Source organism: Cohnella fermenti (assembly GCF_004801405.1).
In the GTDB taxonomy this organism is placed as follows: domain Bacteria; phylum Bacillota; class Bacilli; order Paenibacillales; family Paenibacillaceae; genus Cohnella; species Cohnella fermenti.
The window spans coordinates 38,075-55,573 of sequence record NZ_SSOB01000002.1 but is presented as its reverse complement, the minus strand read 5'-3'; the positions used below and the strand labels follow the sequence as shown (position 1 = coordinate 55,573).

Genomic DNA, 17,499 nt, shown 5'->3' with positions numbered 1-17,499 from the left:
TCTGGCGTCCATTAAGCTAGACGATGGAGGAGGACGAGGGCATGGGGAGACAGATGGGAAAATCGCGGAATCGGCTGCTGCGGTCGGGAGCGGGAGTCGTGCTGGCGGCGAGTTTGGCGTTCGGGGGGCTGGCCGGAGGAGCGTCGGGCGCCGCCGCGGAGGGCTGGCAGCTCATCGACTACAGGGAGCTGTGGCAGAGTCCGGCCACCGGCAACTCGTTCTACGAGGCGCGCATCGAGAGTGCGAGCGGGATGGAGCGGGAGTACGTCTATCGGGACTCCGCGGGAGGCTGGCATCGGCTGGACGACCATGTGATCGGCATGGGGATGTCGTCCGGCAACGAGTACCCGTCGGTCAGCTATGACTGGGCCACTGTCGAGGAGAGGCTGGAAGCGTTCTGGCGGTATTCGACGTACCTGGACGACGCGAAGTGGCGCGTTGTCGTCGGCCACAATTACGCCCTCTCGCCGGACGGCAAGTGGGGGCTGCTGGACGGCGGCTACAACCTGGAGAAGTCGGGCCGGCCAACCTACAGCTACTTCCTCAAGAACATCCGGACCGGACAAGTAACGGAGTGGCAGCGAAGCGACCGGCGGCTCAGTTGGGCTTGGCTCCCGGACGGAAGGCTGCTCGTTCAGCGGTTTAATTCGGAAGAGCAGCAGAACGAGATCGCGGTCTACCTTCCGGCGGAAGACCGCTGGCAGCGGCTCGTGCTCGGCTCCATCTACGGGTATAAGGCGGAGAAGGGCCTGCTTGTGTTCGCAAGGAACGAGCCGACCCGCAAGCAATGGGTGTACGATCTGCGGACGGGAGCGATTCGGGCGTACGACAGCGCCAAGGACGACGCGTGGCTGATGACGGGCGGCGCAAGCGCGGAGGAGCCGGATCGGGAAGGGTTCCCGGAGGACCCGGATTCGCTGCCGGTCACGGCGCTGACGGTGGCTCGCTTGAACGAGCATGTTGTGGCGACAAGCGAAGGAACGGTGTCGGTGCCGTTCGCGTTCGCCGGCGCAGGGAAGACGTATATTCCGCTGCGGCCGCTGCTTGGCAAGTTCGGCCTCGACTGGGCTTTCCGTTCGGAGAAGGATGCGGCGGCCGATCCGCAGGCGGCGAATTTCCCTTATTCGCTCAGCAGGAACGGAACCAGCGTCGGGTTGGACGAGGGCAACAGCCGGGTTCTCCAAGATCGCCTGTATGTCACGCCGGAAGCGCTGAAGAGCCTGGGGCTGACCGTCCTCTCGGTGACGGCGGCGGAGACGTACGAGTAACGGCGCGCGGCAATATGCGGGAAGCGGCAGGAACAAGCAGGAACAAGCAGGAAAAAGCGAGAAGAAGCGGGAAGAGGCAGGAATATGCGGGAGGTTCGCCAAGCGGCGGCCTCCCGTTCGTCGTCCGGGGTATCGGCAGGATATCGAGGTGTCCCCGCCACAAGTGCGGCGAATATGCTATACTAGGAGAACCAAGGATCAAGATCCGCAAGCCGGAGCTTGCGCGAACCGAATTAGGAGGTTGAAGGAAGTGCTGGACCGTCTTCAAGCGCTGGCGGACCGCTATGAGAAGCTGAGCGAGCTTCTGTGCGACCCGGACGTCGTGAACGATTCGTCGCGGTTGCGCTCATACGCGAAGGAGCAATCGGACCTGGAGGAAGCGTACCAGGCCTATCTGGAATATAAATCGGTGTTGGAGCAGCTCGCCGACGCCCGCGCCTTGCTCGAGGATAAGCTCGACGACGAGATGCACGAGATGGTGAAGCTGGAGATCGAAGAGCTCGCGCCAAGGCAGGCGGAGCTGGAGGAACGCATCCGGATTCTGATGCTGCCGAAGGACCCGAACGACGGCAAGAACGTAATCGTCGAGATCCGCGGAGCGGCCGGCGGCGAGGAAGCGAACCTGTTCGCGGCCGAGCTGTACCGGATGTATGCGAAGTATGCGGACAGCCAAGGCTGGCGAACGGAGATGCTCGAGTCGAGCGTGAGCGACCTGGGCGGGTTTAAAGAAGTGATTTTCACCATTAGCGGTTCCGGGGCCTACAGCAAGATGAAGTTCGAGAGCGGAGCCCACCGCGTGCAACGAGTGCCGGAGACGGAGTCGGGCGGACGCATTCATACCTCGACCTCGACCGTTGTCGTCATGCCGGAAGCCGAGGAGCTCGACATCGAGATTCTCGACAAGGACATCCGCGTGGACACGTTCTGCTCCAGCGGCGCGGGCGGCCAGTCCGTCAACACGACGAAGTCGGCCGTGCGCGTCATGCACATTCCGACCGGGATCATCGCGACGTGCCAGGACGGCAAGTCCCAGAACGACAACAAGGCGAAGGCGCTGCAGGTTCTCCGCACGCGGATCATGGACATCAAGATCCAGGAGGAGGAAGCGAAGTACGCCGGCGAGCGCCGCGAGAAGATCGGGACGGGCGACCGTTCCGAGCGCATCCGGACGTACAACTTCCCGCAGAGCCGGGTGACGGACCACCGCATCGGCCTGACGCTGCACAAGCTGGACTCGGTTCTGAACGGCGACATGAACGACATCGTCAACGCGCTGACGCTCGCGGAGCAGACCGACCTGCTGGCTCGGGAGAATATGGCGTAATTACGGGGAAGCGGCACGGCCTTCGGCAGCGGAGGCGGGCCGCTTCTTGTCTCGTCGGGGCGGCTGAAGGATGGAGCGAGGAGAAGACGGGCGCGGCGGAATAGCGGGCGGCAGGACGAGGCCGGATGGACGCGCGGACGCAGAATGAAGCCGGATGGCGAGGGGGCGGAGAACAAAGCCGTATGGAAAAGAAAACCGGACCGAAAATAGCGGAAGTGTGGCGGACGGGAACGGAGCGGCTGCGGACGGCGGGGGTCGGGGAGGCGGAGGCCAACTCCGAGCTCCTGCTTCTGCATGTGTTGGGAATGGGCAAGGCGGAGCTGCTGCGCGATCTGCGCGAGCCGTTCCCGGCGGACAAGCGGGACGCCTGGGAGCGCGCGCTGACGCGGAAGGCGGCGGGCGAGCCGGCTCAGTATATTATCGGCGAGCAGGCGTTCTACGGGCGTCCGTTCCGGGTGACGCCGGACGTGCTCATTCCGCGCCCCGAGACGGAGCTGCTCGCGGAGGCGGTGCTGGAGGCGGCCGCGGGCTGGCGCCCGGCCGAGGACGGCGCGCCGCTCGCGCTGCTCGACGTCGGCACGGGCAGCGGCGCGCTCGCGGTCACCTTCGCGGCGGAGCGGGCGGACTGGCGCGTGCTCGCGAGCGACCTGTCGCCGGCGGCGCTGGCGGTTGCTCGCGGCAACGCCGGGGAGAACGGCGCGGCGGATCGCATCGAGTTCGTGCTCGGCGACCTGCTGGAGCCGTTCCTGCGTTCGGGAGCGGGGGAGGAGAGGCGGCTTGATGGCGAGAAGGGGCAGGGGCGTGACGTGGAGGAGCGTCGCCGAGGCGTCGCTATCGACATTCTCGTCTCCAACCCGCCGTACATCCGCTCCGCGGACATGGCGGGGCTGCAACGCGAGGTGCGGGACTTCGAGCCGCATCTTGCGCTTGACGGCGGCGCGGACGGGCTCGCCCCATACCGCCGGATGGCGGCCCAGCTTGCCCGGCTCCCGCGCTTGCCGAGGCTGGTCGCCTGGGAGATGGGCGCCGGCCAGGCGGACGACGCGGCGGACCTGCTCCGCGCCGTCGCCGATTGGCGCGAGATTCGCTATGTGAAGGACTACGCCGGCATCGACCGGCATGTGCTTGCGATAAGGGAGTAGGAGGATCGGGAACCGTCCTCTCTGAACAGGAACCCGGCTGCCGTTGCTCATTCCGTTTCCGAAGTTGCGCTAATGTGGTATACTGTTTATGTTGTATACACTTTGTGCGAGCAGCTTCGGAATGAAGAGGGGGAGCGGATGAGCAGCCAAGAGATGACGCCCGAGGAAGTGGGCAAGATGCTTCCCGCCGGAGCCGCGCTGAGCTGGGGACTGGTTAAGCCGCCGCAGCGCGGGCCCAAGCGGGAGATGAGCATCGATCAGATCGTGCAGAAGGCAATTGAGATCGCAGACAAGGACGGCCTTGCTGCCGTCTCGATGAACCGGATTGCCACGGAGCTGGGCTTCACGGCGATGTCGCTGTATCGTTATATACCAAGCAAAGACGACTTGCTGCTCCTTATGCAAGATGCGGCATGCGACTTCCCGTTGCCTCCGGAGAGACCTCCCGAGGAATGGCGGGAGAGCATGCGGGAGTATGTGGCAGGGACGATCGACTTGTTCCGCGTTCATCCCTGGTACCCGGATATTCCGATCTTCGGCATTCCGATCGCGCCTCACAATCTGCGCATGGTGGATTGGGCGCTGCGGTCGATGCGGGACATGCCTCTGAACGATTACGAGAAGATGTCCTTCGTCCTGCTGCTCAGCGGCTATGCCCGCAATTGCGGGGTTATTCGGAGAGACATGGATCGCGCGGTGCAAGCCGGCTCCAGCGAGGAAGAGTTCGGCGGGCTGAATTACACGACGGCTCTTCGGGTGCTGATCAAGCCGGAGCAATACCCGGATCTGCATCCGATCGTCATATCCGGCGCCTACACCGAAGAGAACAGAGACGAGAACCCGATCGGCGACGATATGGACTTCGGGCTGGAGCGGATTCTGGACAGCATCGAGCTGTATTTGGATCGGAGAAGTAGCGGCGGAACGAAGAAGTGAAGCTGCCGTATAGTTGAGCAAAAGGCTGCGCCCAAGGATGAATCCCTGGGCGCAGCCTTTTTGGTTTAAGCCGCGAGGGTAACGCGGCTTTTATGTGAAATTTCACATTCGAGCGTCGCGATAACGGGCAGGTTGGACGATTCTATGTGAAAAATAGCATACATAGAGAAAATTCCGGCTTCCGTTGCCGCGTGTATGCTAAAAATCACATAAAACGCCGAGATAGCGGCTCATTCAAACCGATGAATGTGAAAAACCGCATAAAATCGCAAAAGCCGGCGGATCAGAGGGCAAGAGCCGGGGCGGATCAGAGGGCAAAAGCCGGCGGATCGGAGGTGCGAACAGTGTTGGGTGGAACGGTCAGGGCGCGATGTCTCGACTGTCATCCTTATGCGTAAAACCGCTATGACAACCCGAACGTTTGTCCTCGCGAAGGAGCACGACGGTGGTCGCCGTGGCGAGCAGCAGAATGATGCCGGAGACGAGACAGGTGACGTGCATGGCGGTCATAAAAGCTTCGCGCGAGGCATCGATCACTTGCGCTCGGGCAGCCGCAGGCAATTGCTGCGCGACAACCGCTGCTCCGGCGATGGTCTGCCCGGCCGCATGGGCGGCATCCGGCGCCAGTTCGGCGGGCAAGCGGGGGATCGCCGCATGGCGATAGGCAGCCGCGAGGACGCAGCCGAGAAGCGCGATGCCGAAGGCGCCTCCGAGCTCGCTTGACGTCTCAAGCAGGCCGCCGACGGCGCCGGCGCGGTCGGCCGGCGCGACGCCAACGACGTAATCGGTGACAAGCGTAATGACGGAGACGATACCGGCCGCGACGAGCCCGGCGCCGACGAGAACGACGGTGAGCGGCGAGAAGCCGTCTAAGCGGACTTGGGTGAGGATGCCGAAGCCGATCGCAGACAGGATGAAGCCTCCGGCCATGACGCGCGGTCTTCCCAGCGTTAGCGACAGCTTGGCGGCGACCGGCGCCGCGGCCCCGACGGCTGCCGAAGGCAGTACGCTCCAGAGCGACGCGACTAGCGGGGAATACCCAAGAACGGATTGGAGGAATTGGGTATTGATCAAGGCGCTTGCCATAAGCGCGAACATGGCGATCAGGTTAACGAGAATCGAACCGCCCGTTCTTCGATCCTTCAAAGCGCGAATATCGATCAGCGGGTTGGAGATGCCCAATTGGCGTCTGACGAAGAAGACTCCGACGAGCAAGCCGGCGGCGAGCAGCACGGCGGGAACGATCGCCCAGCCGTCCTCCGCGAGGGTCTTGATTCCATAAGTGACAGGAAGGATAGCTGCGAGAGCAAGCAGAGAGCTTAGAATATCGATCCGGCTGCGAACGGAGCTTCGGGACTCCGGCAGCAGGAACGGTGCGATGATCAGCAGCAGCGCCATCGCCGGGATATTGATGAGGAATACGGAGCCCCAGGAGAAGGAATTCAGCAGAAGGCCGCCGATAATCGGTCCGACGCTGACGCCGCTTGCCATGACGGCGCTCCAGACCGACATTGCTTTGGTCCGCTGCGCCTGATCCTGGAACATGGTGCGAACGAGAGCCAGCGTCGATGGCATGAGGGTCGAGCCTGCGATCCCGAGAATGCCGCGAGCCAGAATCAAGGTTGCGGCAGTGTGAGCGTACGCTGCCAGCAACGAACTGAGAGCGAAGCCGATCGAGCCGATTATGAGCAGCCGCCTGCGTCCGATCCGATCGCCGATGGCACCCATCGTCAGCAGCAGACCCGCGAGGATAAAGCCGTAAATGTCGAAGATCCATAGCTGTTCGTTGGCCGTCGGCTGCAAGTCCGCGGCAATGGAAGGTGCTGCGAAGAACAGGACGGAGACGTCCATCGAGACGACCATTAACGGGAGACACAGGATGCACAGCGCGATCCATTCTTTGCGGCCGGCCTTCTTGACCGCTTCCGGAATTGCATTGATCATTTCATATCGCTCCTTATTGTTTATGGTATAAACTGTAACCAATGAACACAGTATATTATATAAACAGTATATGGTCAACACAAATTGATTGATGTTTTGTCATCGGGCCACGGCTGTGGGCCTGGGGAGCAAAAAACGCTAGATTAGCAGGTTTAGAGTTTGGAAGAGGGGACCATACTAGGGCTAAGACGTTCCGGAACGCATCGAGCGGCGCCGACGGGCGCTCCAAGGAGCGAGTAACGATGCGTGGTCTCAGCCATTATTCCCATTCTTTCTATTCTTCCGTTGCTAGAGTTGTTCTGTTCGCGATGGTTCTGCTGCTTGTCGGCGGCACGGTTTATATGACGCACGCTCTGGGGAGCGCCGATGCGTCCGCGTCCGGGGAGGATGCGGTCCTCATTCCGCAGGATTCGATTCGTATTCGAATTATCGCCCAGTCGGACAGCGACGAAGATCAGGCGATCAAACGCGCCGTGAAGGACCGCGTCTCCGATCTGATCGTCTCGTGGGGCGAGCTGCCCGCCACGCTGCCCGAAGCCAGGGCTTATATAGAAGCCCGTCTGCCCGATATCCGCGCCGTGACGGAGCGTGCGCTGGAGGAGGAGAACGCCTCGTACGGAGCTTCCGTGGAGCTGGGCGAAGTGCCCTTCCCGGAGAAAACCTTCGATGGAACAACGTATCCGGCCGACGACTACGAGGCGCTCCGGATTACGCTGGGCGACGGAGCAGGCGCCAATTGGTGGTGCGTGCTGTTCCCTCCGCTGTGCTTGACGGCCGCTGTCGCGAAGGATGACGCCGCCGAGGCGGGCGCGGCTGCGGATCGCAAGACGGCCTCGCAGGCGGAGAAGGCACAGACGGCGGAGAAGGCGCAGAAGATCGAGAAGACGAGCGCCAGCGTTGCGAAGGGCGGGCAACTGTCGGCGCCGGAAGCGGACGGAGGGTCCGGGAAGCCTAAGGCGGAGTTCTTCCTCGTTGTTCTTCTCAAGAAGCTGTTCGCGTTCCTGGCGTCCCTGTTCTGAGCGAATCTGAGCGAAGCTGAGCATATCTGGGCGTCGCCATTGCGACGGTGGTATAATAGAGGCATCAATGTGCTAGCAGGAAGGTTCGAACGTACATGAATAAGCAGACGATCTATTGGCCGCCGGGCGAGGCCGAAGCCGGCGCGAAGGAAGCCGCCTCCGTTCTCGCGAACGGGGGCCTTGTCGCGTTCCCGACGGAGACGGTGTACGGGCTGGGGGCGGATGCCAGAAGCGATGCCGCCGTGGAGGCGATCTTCGCGGCCAAGGGGCGCCCGTCCGACAACCCGCTTATCGTGCATCTGGCCGATGCGGAAGCGGCTATAAAATTGGCGGACAGGGTAAGTAAGCTTGAGCGGATGCTGATGGACGCGTTCTGGCCGGGGCCGCTGACGCTGGTGGTGCCGGTTCGCGAAGGCGTTCTGTCGCCGCGGGTGACGGCGGGGCTCGATACGGTGGGCGTGCGGGTGCCGGATCACGAGCTGGCGAGGCGGCTGATCGCCGCCTCCGGCTGCCCGATCGCGGCGCCGAGCGCGAACCGCTCGGGGAGGCCGAGTCCGACGGCGGCGCGGCACGTGCTGGAGGATCTGGACGGCCGCATCGACGGCGTGCTGGACGGAGGAGCGACCGGCGTCGGCCTCGAGTCGACGGTCGTGCGCGTCCTCGGCGGCAAGGTGCACATTCTGCGGCCGGGCGGCATTACCGCCGAGCAACTGCAAGCAGCCGTCGGCGGCGGAGCGGCGGTGCGGGCAGAAGCCGAGGGCGAGCCCAAGCCCGGGGAATTCAAGCCCGGCGAATCCAAGCCCGCCGCGGAAGCGCCCCGGTCGCCCGGGGTCAAGTACGCCCATTACGCCCCGCGGGGCGCAATGACGCTTGTCCTGGGCGACCAGGCCCGGCTGCCCGCCGCCGTCCAGGCGGCGGCGGACGAAGCCCGCGCGCGCGGGGAGCGCGTCGCCGTTCTCGCCTCGAGCGAGAACGCCGGCGCGTACCGCGCGGATGCCGTGCTCCCGCTCGGGCCGCGCGGCGAGCCCGAGCAGGCGGCGCACGCGCTGTACGCCGCGCTGCGCGAATGCGACGACCGCGACATCGCCTGCATCGTCGCGGAGTCGTTCCCGGAGGCGGGCATCGGCGCCGCTCTCCGGAACCGTATGCTCAAGGCGGCGGGAGGCCGCATCCTTCACGTCTAGGTACCCAATATATTCCATCTGACAGGACATGTTCGTTTGCTCGTCCGCATATGCTGTTCTATCGGCGTCAGGAGCTTGGCGCCCGCAGGACCGCTTGAAGCGGACAGGGAGGGTAAACGATGGAGAGCGTGTCCTCATCGCTCGGACAACTACTCGCAATTGCGGTCATGGCGCTGGCGCTCGGGATGGACGCCTTCTCGCTCGGAGTCGGCATCGGGCTCAAGGGCGTGCGGAAGCTGGACGTGCTTCAGCTCAGCTCGGTGATCGCGCTGTTCCATGTGCTGATGCCGCTCGCGGGAATGGCAATGGGCTACTATGTCAGCGGCTTGCTCGGCGGAGTGGCGACTTCGGCGGCGGGGGCGCTGCTGCTTCTGCTCGGAGGGCATATGGTGTACAGCTCGCTGCGGGGGGAAGAGGTCCGATCGATCAACCACCGCACGTTCTGGGGGATGCTGTTCTTCGCGCTGAGCGTCAGCGTCGATTCGTTCTCGGTCGGGGTATCGCTCGGGATGTTCGCGTCGCATATTCTTGTCACGGTGCTTATGTTCGGGGCGGTCGGCGGGCTCATGAGCGTGTTGGGACTGCTTCTCGGGCGCAAGATCAGCCATCAGCTCGGAGGCTACGGAGAGGCGCTGGGCGGCGCAATTTTGTTTGCATTCGGAATCCTTTTTCTGATATAAATAGGGTCACAATGAATCGTTCGCGAGTCGCGGGAAGGAGGGGAAGCGGATGAGGAAAATTCTACTCGTCTGCACAGGCAACACCTGCCGGAGCCCGATGGCCGAGGCGATGCTGAGAAGCTTGGCGGAAGAGAGCGGATTGGACGTGGAGGTTCGTTCCGCCGGGGTGTCCACGGTGAACGGGCTGCCGGTGTCCCCGAACGCGGCCGAAGCGCTGCGCAGGCGGGGAGTGGAGAAGCCGGCGGGCTCCGCTTCGCTCACCGGCGAGGAGACGGACTGGGCCGACCTGATTCTGACGATGACGGGGAGCCACAAGCGGGCGGTGCTGGAGAGATACCCGGAGGCGGAGATCAAGACGTATACGCTGAAGGAGTTCGCGCTGCAGGACGACCCGGTGATGGACGACCTGCTCGAAGCGGAGCGGCTGTTCGCGGATTGGCAGTTGAAGCGGGCGCTCGGGGAGGAACTGCCGGCGAAGGATCGGGCCCGGCTGGCGGAGCTGCAGCGGAGGCTGCCGAGCTTCGACATCGCCGATCCGTACGGCGGGCCTCTCGAGGTGTACGAACGCTGCGCGGACGAGATCATGGACGCGCTGAAGCGGACGGTGGGCAAGCTGCGGGAAGCGGAGTGAATCCGAACATTGCAGATTGATTTTTCACGGAACCTTCGGTATGATGGGAATAATCGTTGCAGTTCCGATGTAACTGGCGACACGGGTGGGCTTAACCACGGTGGAGCATCGGAATGTCGGCCGGTCGCCTGGGCAGAGAGCAACGCGCGTCTTGACGTGCGTTCGCTCTCTTTTTTCGTCTTTTTTCGCGCTTTTAGGTATAATACTCTTAGCTGTCCGCCTGTCGGCGGATCGATACCGAGGAGGCTTATCCAATGAAGATTGCAATTGGCGCGGATCATGCGGGGTACAGATTGAAGGACGTCATCGTCCCCTTCCTGGAGAAGGAAGGACATGAAGTCGTCGACATGGGCTGCCATTGCGCGGATTCCGTCGATTATCCGGATTATTCGGTTCCCGTCTGCGATGCGGTCGTCCGCGGCGAGGCGGAGCGGGGCATCCTGATCTGCGGCACCGGCATCGGCATGTCGATCGCGGCGAACAAGACGGCGGGCATCCGCTGCGCGCTCGTGCACGACTTGTTCTCGGCGAAGGCGACTCGCGAGCACAACGACACGAACGTGCTGGCGATGGGCGAACGCGTCATCGGACCGGGCGTCGCGGAGGAGATCGTCAAGATCTGGCTGGACACTCCGTTCTCGGGCGGGGAGCGCCATATCGGCCGCATCAACAAGGTGAAGGCGATCGAAGCCCAGGCTGCCGAGGCGCGCTGAGCATGGGCGCTGCGAGCAAGGGAGCGGATCGTCCGCTTGCGGATCAGGTTGAGTCGGCTCTGACGGAGCTGGTGGAGGCGGGCGGGATCAAGGCCGGTTGGAAAATCGTATTCGGAGTCAGCACGAGCGAGGTAAGAGGACGCCGCATCGGGACGTCGGGGGCGGAGGACGTGGCCGCCGACATCTATGAGGGGGTCCGGCGCGTGCAGGCAAGGGTCGAGTTCCGCGCGTTATGGCAATGCTGCGAGCACCTGAACCGCGCGCTTGTTGCGGAGCGGGAGCTGGCCGAGCGGATGGGCTGGACGATCGTCTCGGCGGTGCCGGTCCGCAAGGCGGGCGGTTCGATGGCGGCATACGCGTACCGGCAGTCGGCCGATCCTTGCCTCGTCGAGGCGGTGCAGGCGGATGCGGGCTTCGACATCGGCGAGACGCTGATCGGCATGCACCTGCGGCCGGTGGCAGTGCCGGTGCGGCCAAGCGTGCCGTGGATCGGCGAAGCGAGGCTGACGATGGCGTTCTCCCGGCCGAAGCTGATCGGCGGCGAGCGGGCGGTGTACCGCCTGGACGAGGCGCCGGGCGTCGGCTCCTGCGAGTAAGGCGCACACTGGCGGTTTGATGCACGGACGAAATTTTATTTTCCACTATAACATGATTATTTAGGAGGACTTCCCCATGGAACAATTGCGCAAGCAGGACCCCGAGATCGTCAAGGCTCTTAACCTGGAGTTGGGCCGTCAACGCAACAACCTCGAGCTGATCGCTTCCGAGAACATCGTCAGCGAGGCCGTTATGCAAGCGATGGGAACGGTTCTGACGAACAAGTATGCGGAAGGCTACCCGGGCAAGCGCTACTACGGCGGCTGCGAGTACGTCGACATTCCGGAGGAGATCGCGCGCAGCCGTGCGAAGGAGCTGTTCGGCGCGGAGCATGCGAACGTTCAGCCGCACTCCGGCGCGCAAGCGAACCTGGCCGTCTACCTGGCGGTGCTGAAGCCGGGCGACACGGTGCTCGGCATGAACCTCGCGCACGGCGGTCACCTGACGCACGGCAGCCCGGTCAACGCGTCCGGCCTGCTCTATAACTTCGTCGCTTACGGCGTGAACGAGCAGACGTTCCGCATCGACTACGACGAGGTTCGCAAGCTGGCCTTCAAGCATCGCCCTCGCTTGATCGTTGCCGGCGCCAGCGCCTATCCGCGCACGATCGACTTCGAAGCGCTTGGCCGGATTGCTCAAGACGTCGGCGCTCTCTTCATGGTGGACATGGCCCACATCGCGGGCCTCGTCGCCGGCGGCCAGCACCCGAGCCCGGTGCCGCATGCGCACTTCGTCACGACGACGACGCACAAGACGCTGCGCGGACCGCGCGGCGGCCTCATCCTGTGCCGTCAGCCTTGGGCGGCTGCGATCGACAAGGCTGTGTTCCCGGGGACGCAGGGCGGCCCGCTGATGCACGTGATCGCCTCGAAGGCGGTCGCTCTCGGCGAAGCGCTGCAGCCTTCGTTCAAGGACTACGCGGCTAACGTCGTGAACAACGCGAAGGTGCTGGCCGATACGCTGCTGGCGGAAGGCTTGAACCTCGTCTCCGGCGGCACGGACAACCACCTGATGCTGATCGACACGCGCAACCTGGGCATTACCGGCAAGGAAGCCGAGCACGTGCTCGACTCCGTCGGCATCACGGTCAACAAGAACGCGATCCCTTACGACCCGACGAGCCCGTTCGTGACGAGCGGCGTCCGGATCGGCACGCCGGCCGTTACTTCCCGCGGCATGGATGCGGAAGCGATGAAGACGATCGGCAAGGTGATCGCCCTTACGCTGAAGAACTCCAAGGACGAAGCGGTGCTGGCGCAAGCCCGCGGCATGGTCAGCGCGCTCAGCGACCAATTCCCGCTGTACCCGGGCCTGTCCTACTAAGCACGGAGGCTCCGGCTTCCGCGCTGCCCGGTGCAAGTCGCAAGCCCTCTCGTCCGCCTTCGAGGCGCGCCGGAGGGCTTGTTTATTTGCTTGTGCCTGCTTGTGCCGTGGACGGGAGTCGTCGATGCCGGGAGGGGCCGAGAGATTTATGTGAAATTTCACATTCGCACCGCTCGACAACGGGCAGTTTGGACGATTTTATGCGAAAAATCACATTCATGAAGGGAATTCCGGCCCGAATTCCCGCATGTATGCGAAAAACCACATAAAACACCGAGATTCCCGCCAATCCAAGCAGATGAATGTGAAAATTCATATAAAAATGCAAAACCGACGGATCAGGTACCGCGAATAGGGAAGCGGGGCGAATAAAGGAGCGAAAAGAGGGTAATTAGAGTTGGGGAGGAGCGGCGGAGCAAGTCACAGAATGGGGCTGGAAAGAATATGCTGGCTAAGCGAGGCGAATTTGGAATTGACGCTGACGTTTAGCTAAAGGTATACTAAGATTACGCTTAATTCCGGACACTCTTGTCCGGAAGCGGGGGAACCAATCTTAGGGGCGAATTGCAGCTTGCTTCGGCAAGCGCATAGGGGACCATCTGACCCGAGCCCGTCAGCTAACCTCGTAGGCAGTAGATGGGTCAATAATCTCATTTAATCAACTTCATTGACCCTGTTAACGGGTCTTTTCTGTTTTCTTAGGACCCTATGCCGGCTAAGCGCACGAATGCCCTGCCGTACGGGGTCTTTTTTAACCCCTTTGGCGTAGATGCGGGGCGAACGACATTCCATTGGACAAGGAGGAGGATGCAGGATGACATGTCCACACGATTTTGTCCAGAACGAGCTTGGGGAGAGCGTAGGCGAGTTCGAGCCCGGCATGATCGATTCGCGGGGAGTCGAGGCGCCTGAACGGTGGTTGGGGGCGGTTCGATCCGGGGACCTGCCGGTGCCGGACAGGGAGCCCGTTCCTTATCTCCATGTCAATCGGTCCACGGTGCTCCTGCGGAACCTGGCGAGGGCGGACCTGACCGACGCATTGTCCTACATTCGCGACAGCGACTTGATCAACCACGTGCATCTGGCGACCGCAGACTGCTTCAAGCTCCCGGCAGGGAGGCTGGAGGAGATCGTGACCTCGCTGAGGCGCATCGATCATGTCCAGATGATCCGGCTGCACTCCCGCGCCCCGATCGACGACCCGGCGCTCATTGTCGGCAACAGGAAGCTGCTCGAGTTGATCGGACGTTATTCGTACCCCGGCAAGAGCATCTATCTGATGCTGAAGATCAGGCATCCGCAGGAGATCTCGCAGGCTGTGACGGAAGCGTTCCGCGCCCTTCACGAAGCGGGAGCCAACCTGATCGCGGAGATCCCGATGGAGCCGGGGGAGAACGACAGCACCGAAGTGTTGACCGAGCTGACGCAACTGCTTGCCGCGGCCGGCGTCATTCCCTATCAGTTTATTCTGGAGAAGCCGGCTCCCGGCCAAGAGAAGCAGGCGATCGGGCTCGAGCAGGCTTATCGCTTGACGGAAGCGGTGAAGACGGGAGCGACAGGCCTCGGAAGAAGAATTCGACTGTCGCTTGTTCGCCCGGACGGGCTGATGGAGATTCTCGCCGTCGAGAACGGCAAGGCATACGTCAAGTGGCATTCTTCCCCGGACGAGGTCAGCGGCCGCTTCCTTATCGCGGATATGCGGAGGACCTCGCTCTGGGCGGAGGAATGGGAGCTCGAAGCGGAGAGCGGGGACGAATCGACTTCTCCGCCGCGGAAGCTGGTGGCTGACATCAGCATCGGTTCGGGATACATGCCCAGCAACAAGTCTTACCTGAAGAAGCCGCATGAAATTCCCGATTGAGGCGGATGCTAGTCAGCGGAGCCTTGATTCGGCAACGAGCAGAACTCCCTCGGCCTCCATGGCGGGGGAGTTCATTTGATTGAAACCCTGGCGGCTTCTGCAGCGTATTAAGTGTATAAGAACGGGGAACAACCCCACAGGGAGGAATTTAACGATGTCTATCTTCAAGAGGCTTCGCGACCTGACCATGTCCAATGTGAACGCGTTAATCGATAAAGCGGAAGATCCGATCAAGATGACGGATCAATATCTGCGGGATATGCAGGAGGATCTGGAGGAAGCGGAGAAGGCGGTCGCCGCGCAGATCGCGCTCGAGAAGAGGTTCAAGCAACTGTACGAGGAGCAAGCGGCTCTCGTCCAGAAGCGCGACGAGCAGGCGAATCTCGCCGCCCAGAACAAGAACATCGACTTGGCGCGGCGCGCGCTGGAAGAGAAGAAGGGCGCCGAGCAGAAAGCTGCCGAATACAAGGCGAGCTGGGATCAGAACAAGGCGGCTGCGGATCGGCTGCGCGAGAAGCTCGACGAGATGCGCAGGCAGTTCACCGAGCTGAAGAACAAGCGGGAGACGCTTGTGGCGCGCGCGAACGCCGCGAAGGCGCAATCCGAGATCAACAAGGCGATGTCGGGCTTCGGTTCCGATTCCGCGATGTCGGGCCTGAAGCGGATGGAAGAGAAGGTGCTTCAGATGGAAGCCCACGCGGAAGCGACCGATGAATTGAACGGCGCGAAGGGCAAGTCGCTCGACCAAGAGTTCGAGGCGCTGGGCAAGGACAAGGCGGTCGAGGACGAACTGGCCGCGCTGATGAAGAAGTACGAATCGTAAGCGGAATTGCGAATCGGAAGGCAATGCAATCAATTAAGGCACAATAAACTCAAGGCCAAGAAGAAGGATCATCCTCTCGGGGATGATCCTCTCTTGCCTTATGGCCGCTGACGAATGGTGACGGATGGCGCCGAGGCCGCTGCGCCGGGAGTCCGGATCAAGAGGTGGATGGCTGAGTCCGCGCAAGTCCGGCTCGCCGAAGACGAAGTTCGGCGGCTCGGGCCGAATCGCGAGACGGCGGTGAGCGAGAAGGGGGCGTGTCCAAACTTGGTGCGACCTGGATACCCCCCCTCGCATCCGCTAACGGTTGTCGCGCTGACCGCTAGTGCCCTGTCTCGCTTCGCCAAAGGGTGCCTTATCCCCTTGAATCAGTATCCTAATTAATGGAAATTCGTGGCCTGAACAGCAGGGATAAGGCACCCTTCTGGGAATACGGACAAGTGCCCGTGCCAGCTCATCTTGCCTCACCAGAACAATGAATCGGATTGCACCTGCAGATGGCAAAGGGATCGCCCTCTCCGAAGACGGAGAAGGCGATCCCTTTGCGGTTGCGGACAACCGTCAGATCAGCAGTGTGATGACGAGCAGCTCGTAGAGGACAAGCGTCGTGATGGCAGCGGCGGAATACGGGTTGAAGAAGCGCTGCCCGTATGGCGTCTGGGCTTGCTGAACCGCCAACTGCAGATGACAGCCGTCCGTGCCGAGCAGGATGCCGTCATAGATGTGGCCGTCGATCGTCTGGATGCGGACCGGTCGGTTGAGATGCTTGCCGCACAGCTCGGCAAGCTTGCGGCGGGTGCTCTTCACCTGATCGGTCCAGGGGCTTGCGGCTTGATAGAGAACCGTCTGGCCGGGGGTTCCGCTCGGACTGGCTTGCATGGGCATTCCTCCACATTCCTTCATGGGTTATTGCCCTTAGGATATGCGTTGGCCCGGCGAAACGTGAGCGCCTGCCAGCTCTCGGCTCGGCTATTCTCCTTCGGCCAGGCCGGGAAGGCGGGAGGCGAGAGGCGCCGTGGAGGCGCGCACGGTCAGCGACGGCGACAGCACGAGCCGCTCGCGTTCGGCCCCGCGGCCCTCCGCCGCCTGAACGAGCAGCCTGACGACGGATTGGCCCATCCGTTCGATCGGCTGGGCGACCGTCGTCAGCGGCGGATCGGTGACGGAGGCGAGAATCGTGTCGTCGAAGCCGACGACCGAGCAATCGGCCGGGACGCGCAGGCCGAGCTCCTTGGCGGCCTGAATGAAGCCGATGGCGATCAGGTCGTTGCAGCAGAAGACGGCGGTCGGCCGGTCCGGCTCCTGCAGCAGCCGCAGCCCTTGAAGCCGGCCTTCGCGGATGCCGCCGGCGCGAACAAGCTTGCCGAACGAAGGCAAGCCGGCCGCAAGCGCCGCGTCCCGGAAGCCGCGCACCCGCTCGCGGCTGCTGCTGACGGCTTCGCTCTCGGCGATGACGGCGAGGCGGCGATGGCCAAGAGCGAGCAGATGGCGAGCCGCGGAGACGCCGCCGGCATAGTCGTCGGAGACGACGGACGGGATGCCGGGGGCTTCCGGATACTCGCGCGAGACGAAGACGACGGGGATGGTGCGGTCGAGCAGCGGGCGAAGCGCGGACAGGTCGCCGACGCCGGTGCCGACGATGACGCCGTCGACGCCCTTCTGCCGCAGCAGCGCCGCGTAGCTCTCGACCTTGCGGTCCTGGTTGTCGGTGCTGCAGATGAACAGGCTGTAGCCGAGCAACTGGCCCTCGTCCTCCACCGCCCGCGCCAACTCGGCGAAGAACGGGTTGGAGATGTCGGGCACGAGCAGGCCGAGCGTAAACGTCTTCTTGCTCGTAAGCGCGGATGCGATGGCGCTCGGCTGATAGTTCATTCTCTCGATGATGCGGAGGATCTCTTCGCGCCGCTCCCGGCTGATCTTGCCCTTGCCGTTCAGTACGTGCGAGACGGTGGCGATCGACACTCCGGCTTCCTTGGCTACATCGTATATAGTCGCGCTCATATGCTCCGTGCCCCATTCCTAAACAACGAATTACCTTCATTATGCATGACTGT

Annotated in this window: 16 protein-coding genes and 2 riboswitches; of the genes, 13 read left to right on the top strand and 3 right to left on the bottom strand. The window is 62.7% G+C overall.

What is annotated here, in order from left to right; translation table 11 throughout:
• Positions 1–41 precede the first annotated feature (41 nt).
• The 4 genes from E6C55_RS01895 to E6C55_RS01880 all read left to right on the top strand — a co-directional run bounded on the left by E6C55_RS01895 (position 42) and on the right by E6C55_RS01880 (position 4,670).
• Complete coding sequence (locus tag E6C55_RS01895) at positions 42–1,268, top strand: hypothetical protein (protein WP_136368085.1); 1,227 nt, start codon at positions 42–44, stop codon at positions 1,266–1,268.
• Between the two features lie 250 nt (positions 1,269–1,518).
• The gene (gene prfA / locus E6C55_RS01890) at positions 1,519–2,592 is read left to right on the top strand and encodes a peptide chain release factor 1 (protein ID WP_136368084.1); all 1,074 of its coding nucleotides are present in this window, start codon (positions 1,519–1,521) and stop codon (positions 2,590–2,592) included.
• A 182-nt stretch (positions 2,593–2,774) separates the two neighbouring features.
• On the top strand, positions 2,775–3,734 hold the full coding sequence (prmC, locus tag E6C55_RS01885; protein ID WP_136368083.1) for a peptide chain release factor N(5)-glutamine methyltransferase: 960 nt from the start codon (positions 2,775–2,777) through the stop codon (positions 3,732–3,734).
• 138 nt (positions 3,735–3,872) lie between these two features.
• Positions 3,873–4,670, top strand: coding sequence for a TetR/AcrR family transcriptional regulator (locus tag E6C55_RS01880; RefSeq protein WP_136368082.1), 798 nt, complete (start codon positions 3,873–3,875; stop codon positions 4,668–4,670).
• A gap of 360 nt (positions 4,671–5,030) precedes the next feature.
• Here E6C55_RS01880 and E6C55_RS33550 read toward each other — a convergent pair whose 3' ends face one another.
• On the bottom strand, positions 5,031–6,614 hold the full coding sequence (locus tag E6C55_RS33550) for an MFS transporter (protein WP_168735401.1): 1,584 nt from the start codon (positions 6,612–6,614) through the stop codon (positions 5,031–5,033).
• A 242-nt stretch (positions 6,615–6,856) separates the two neighbouring features.
• Between E6C55_RS33550 and E6C55_RS01870 the strand changes: the two genes are divergently transcribed.
• From E6C55_RS01870 to E6C55_RS01830, 9 genes are all read left to right on the top strand, one after another.
• Positions 6,857–7,633: a stage II sporulation protein R gene (locus E6C55_RS01870; RefSeq protein ID WP_136368081.1), complete on the top strand. Its 777-nt coding sequence runs from the start codon at positions 6,857–6,859 to the stop codon at positions 7,631–7,633.
• A gap of 95 nt (positions 7,634–7,728) precedes the next feature.
• The gene (locus tag E6C55_RS01865) at positions 7,729–8,817 is read left to right on the top strand and encodes an L-threonylcarbamoyladenylate synthase (protein WP_136368080.1); all 1,089 of its coding nucleotides are present in this window, start codon (positions 7,729–7,731) and stop codon (positions 8,815–8,817) included.
• A gap of 119 nt (positions 8,818–8,936) precedes the next feature.
• Positions 8,937–9,497, top strand: a complete 561-nt coding sequence (locus E6C55_RS01860; protein WP_136368079.1) for a manganese efflux pump MntP — start codon at positions 8,937–8,939, stop codon at positions 9,495–9,497.
• 49 nt (positions 9,498–9,546) lie between these two features.
• A complete protein-coding gene (locus E6C55_RS01855) occupies positions 9,547–10,128 on the top strand; it encodes a low molecular weight protein arginine phosphatase (RefSeq protein WP_136368078.1) in 582 nt (193 codons plus the stop codon).
• 59 nt (positions 10,129–10,187) lie between these two features.
• Positions 10,188–10,269: riboswitch (ZMP/ZTP riboswitch) on the top strand.
• Positions 10,270–10,382: 113 nt separating this feature from the next.
• A complete protein-coding gene (rpiB, locus tag E6C55_RS01850) occupies positions 10,383–10,841 on the top strand; it encodes a ribose 5-phosphate isomerase B (RefSeq protein ID WP_136368077.1) in 459 nt (152 codons plus the stop codon).
• Positions 10,842–10,843: 2 nt separating this feature from the next.
• A complete protein-coding gene (locus E6C55_RS01845; RefSeq protein WP_136368076.1) occupies positions 10,844–11,437 on the top strand; it encodes a TIGR01440 family protein in 594 nt (197 codons plus the stop codon).
• A 76-nt stretch (positions 11,438–11,513) separates the two neighbouring features.
• The gene (locus tag E6C55_RS01840) at positions 11,514–12,761 is read left to right on the top strand and encodes a serine hydroxymethyltransferase (RefSeq protein WP_136368075.1); all 1,248 of its coding nucleotides are present in this window, start codon (positions 11,514–11,516) and stop codon (positions 12,759–12,761) included.
• A 499-nt stretch (positions 12,762–13,260) separates the two neighbouring features.
• Positions 13,261–13,408: riboswitch (cyclic di-AMP (ydaO/yuaA leader) on the top strand.
• Positions 13,409–13,575: 167 nt separating this feature from the next.
• On the top strand, positions 13,576–14,622 hold the full coding sequence (locus tag E6C55_RS01835; RefSeq protein WP_136368074.1) for a hypothetical protein: 1,047 nt from the start codon (positions 13,576–13,578) through the stop codon (positions 14,620–14,622).
• 154 nt (positions 14,623–14,776) lie between these two features.
• The gene (locus tag E6C55_RS01830; protein ID WP_136368073.1) at positions 14,777–15,445 is read left to right on the top strand and encodes a PspA/IM30 family protein; all 669 of its coding nucleotides are present in this window, start codon (positions 14,777–14,779) and stop codon (positions 15,443–15,445) included.
• A 561-nt stretch (positions 15,446–16,006) separates the two neighbouring features.
• Here the strand turns inward: E6C55_RS01830 and E6C55_RS01825 are convergent.
• Together E6C55_RS01825 and E6C55_RS01820 are read right to left on the bottom strand one after the other, a co-directional pair.
• Complete coding sequence (locus tag E6C55_RS01825; RefSeq protein ID WP_136368072.1) at positions 16,007–16,324, bottom strand: LSm family protein; 318 nt, start codon at positions 16,322–16,324, stop codon at positions 16,007–16,009.
• A gap of 90 nt (positions 16,325–16,414) precedes the next feature.
• Entirely contained in the window at positions 16,415–17,446 is a 1,032-nt protein-coding gene (locus E6C55_RS01820) for a LacI family DNA-binding transcriptional regulator (RefSeq protein WP_136368071.1), read from the bottom strand.
• Positions 17,447–17,499 lie beyond the last annotated feature (53 nt).

Coding starts and splice junctions, on each gene's coding strand:
- rpiB (WP_136368077.1), top strand. CDS start 10,383: ATGAAGATTGCAATTGGCGCGGATCATGCGGGGTACAGATTGAAGGAC.
- E6C55_RS01840 (WP_136368075.1), top strand. CDS start 11,514: ATGGAACAATTGCGCAAGCAGGACCCCGAGATCGTCAAGGCTCTTAAC.
- E6C55_RS01845 (WP_136368076.1), top strand. CDS start 10,844: ATGGGCGCTGCGAGCAAGGGAGCGGATCGTCCGCTTGCGGATCAGGTT.
- E6C55_RS01880 (WP_136368082.1), top strand. CDS start 3,873: ATGAGCAGCCAAGAGATGACGCCCGAGGAAGTGGGCAAGATGCTTCCC.
- E6C55_RS01855 (WP_136368078.1), top strand. CDS start 9,547: ATGAGGAAAATTCTACTCGTCTGCACAGGCAACACCTGCCGGAGCCCG.
- E6C55_RS01835 (WP_136368074.1), top strand. CDS start 13,576: ATGACATGTCCACACGATTTTGTCCAGAACGAGCTTGGGGAGAGCGTA.
- E6C55_RS01830 (WP_136368073.1), top strand. CDS start 14,777: ATGTCTATCTTCAAGAGGCTTCGCGACCTGACCATGTCCAATGTGAAC.
- E6C55_RS33550 (WP_168735401.1), bottom strand. CDS start 6,614: ATGATCAATGCAATTCCGGAAGCGGTCAAGAAGGCCGGCCGCAAAGAA.
- E6C55_RS01895 (WP_136368085.1), top strand. CDS start 42: ATGGGGAGACAGATGGGAAAATCGCGGAATCGGCTGCTGCGGTCGGGA.
- E6C55_RS01870 (WP_136368081.1), top strand. CDS start 6,857: ATGCGTGGTCTCAGCCATTATTCCCATTCTTTCTATTCTTCCGTTGCT.
- E6C55_RS01825 (WP_136368072.1), bottom strand. CDS start 16,324: ATGCAAGCCAGTCCGAGCGGAACCCCCGGCCAGACGGTTCTCTATCAA.
- prmC (WP_136368083.1), top strand. CDS start 2,775: ATGGAAAAGAAAACCGGACCGAAAATAGCGGAAGTGTGGCGGACGGGA.
- E6C55_RS01860 (WP_136368079.1), top strand. CDS start 8,937: ATGGAGAGCGTGTCCTCATCGCTCGGACAACTACTCGCAATTGCGGTC.
- E6C55_RS01865 (WP_136368080.1), top strand. CDS start 7,729: ATGAATAAGCAGACGATCTATTGGCCGCCGGGCGAGGCCGAAGCCGGC.
- E6C55_RS01820 (WP_136368071.1), bottom strand. CDS start 17,446: ATGAGCGCGACTATATACGATGTAGCCAAGGAAGCCGGAGTGTCGATC.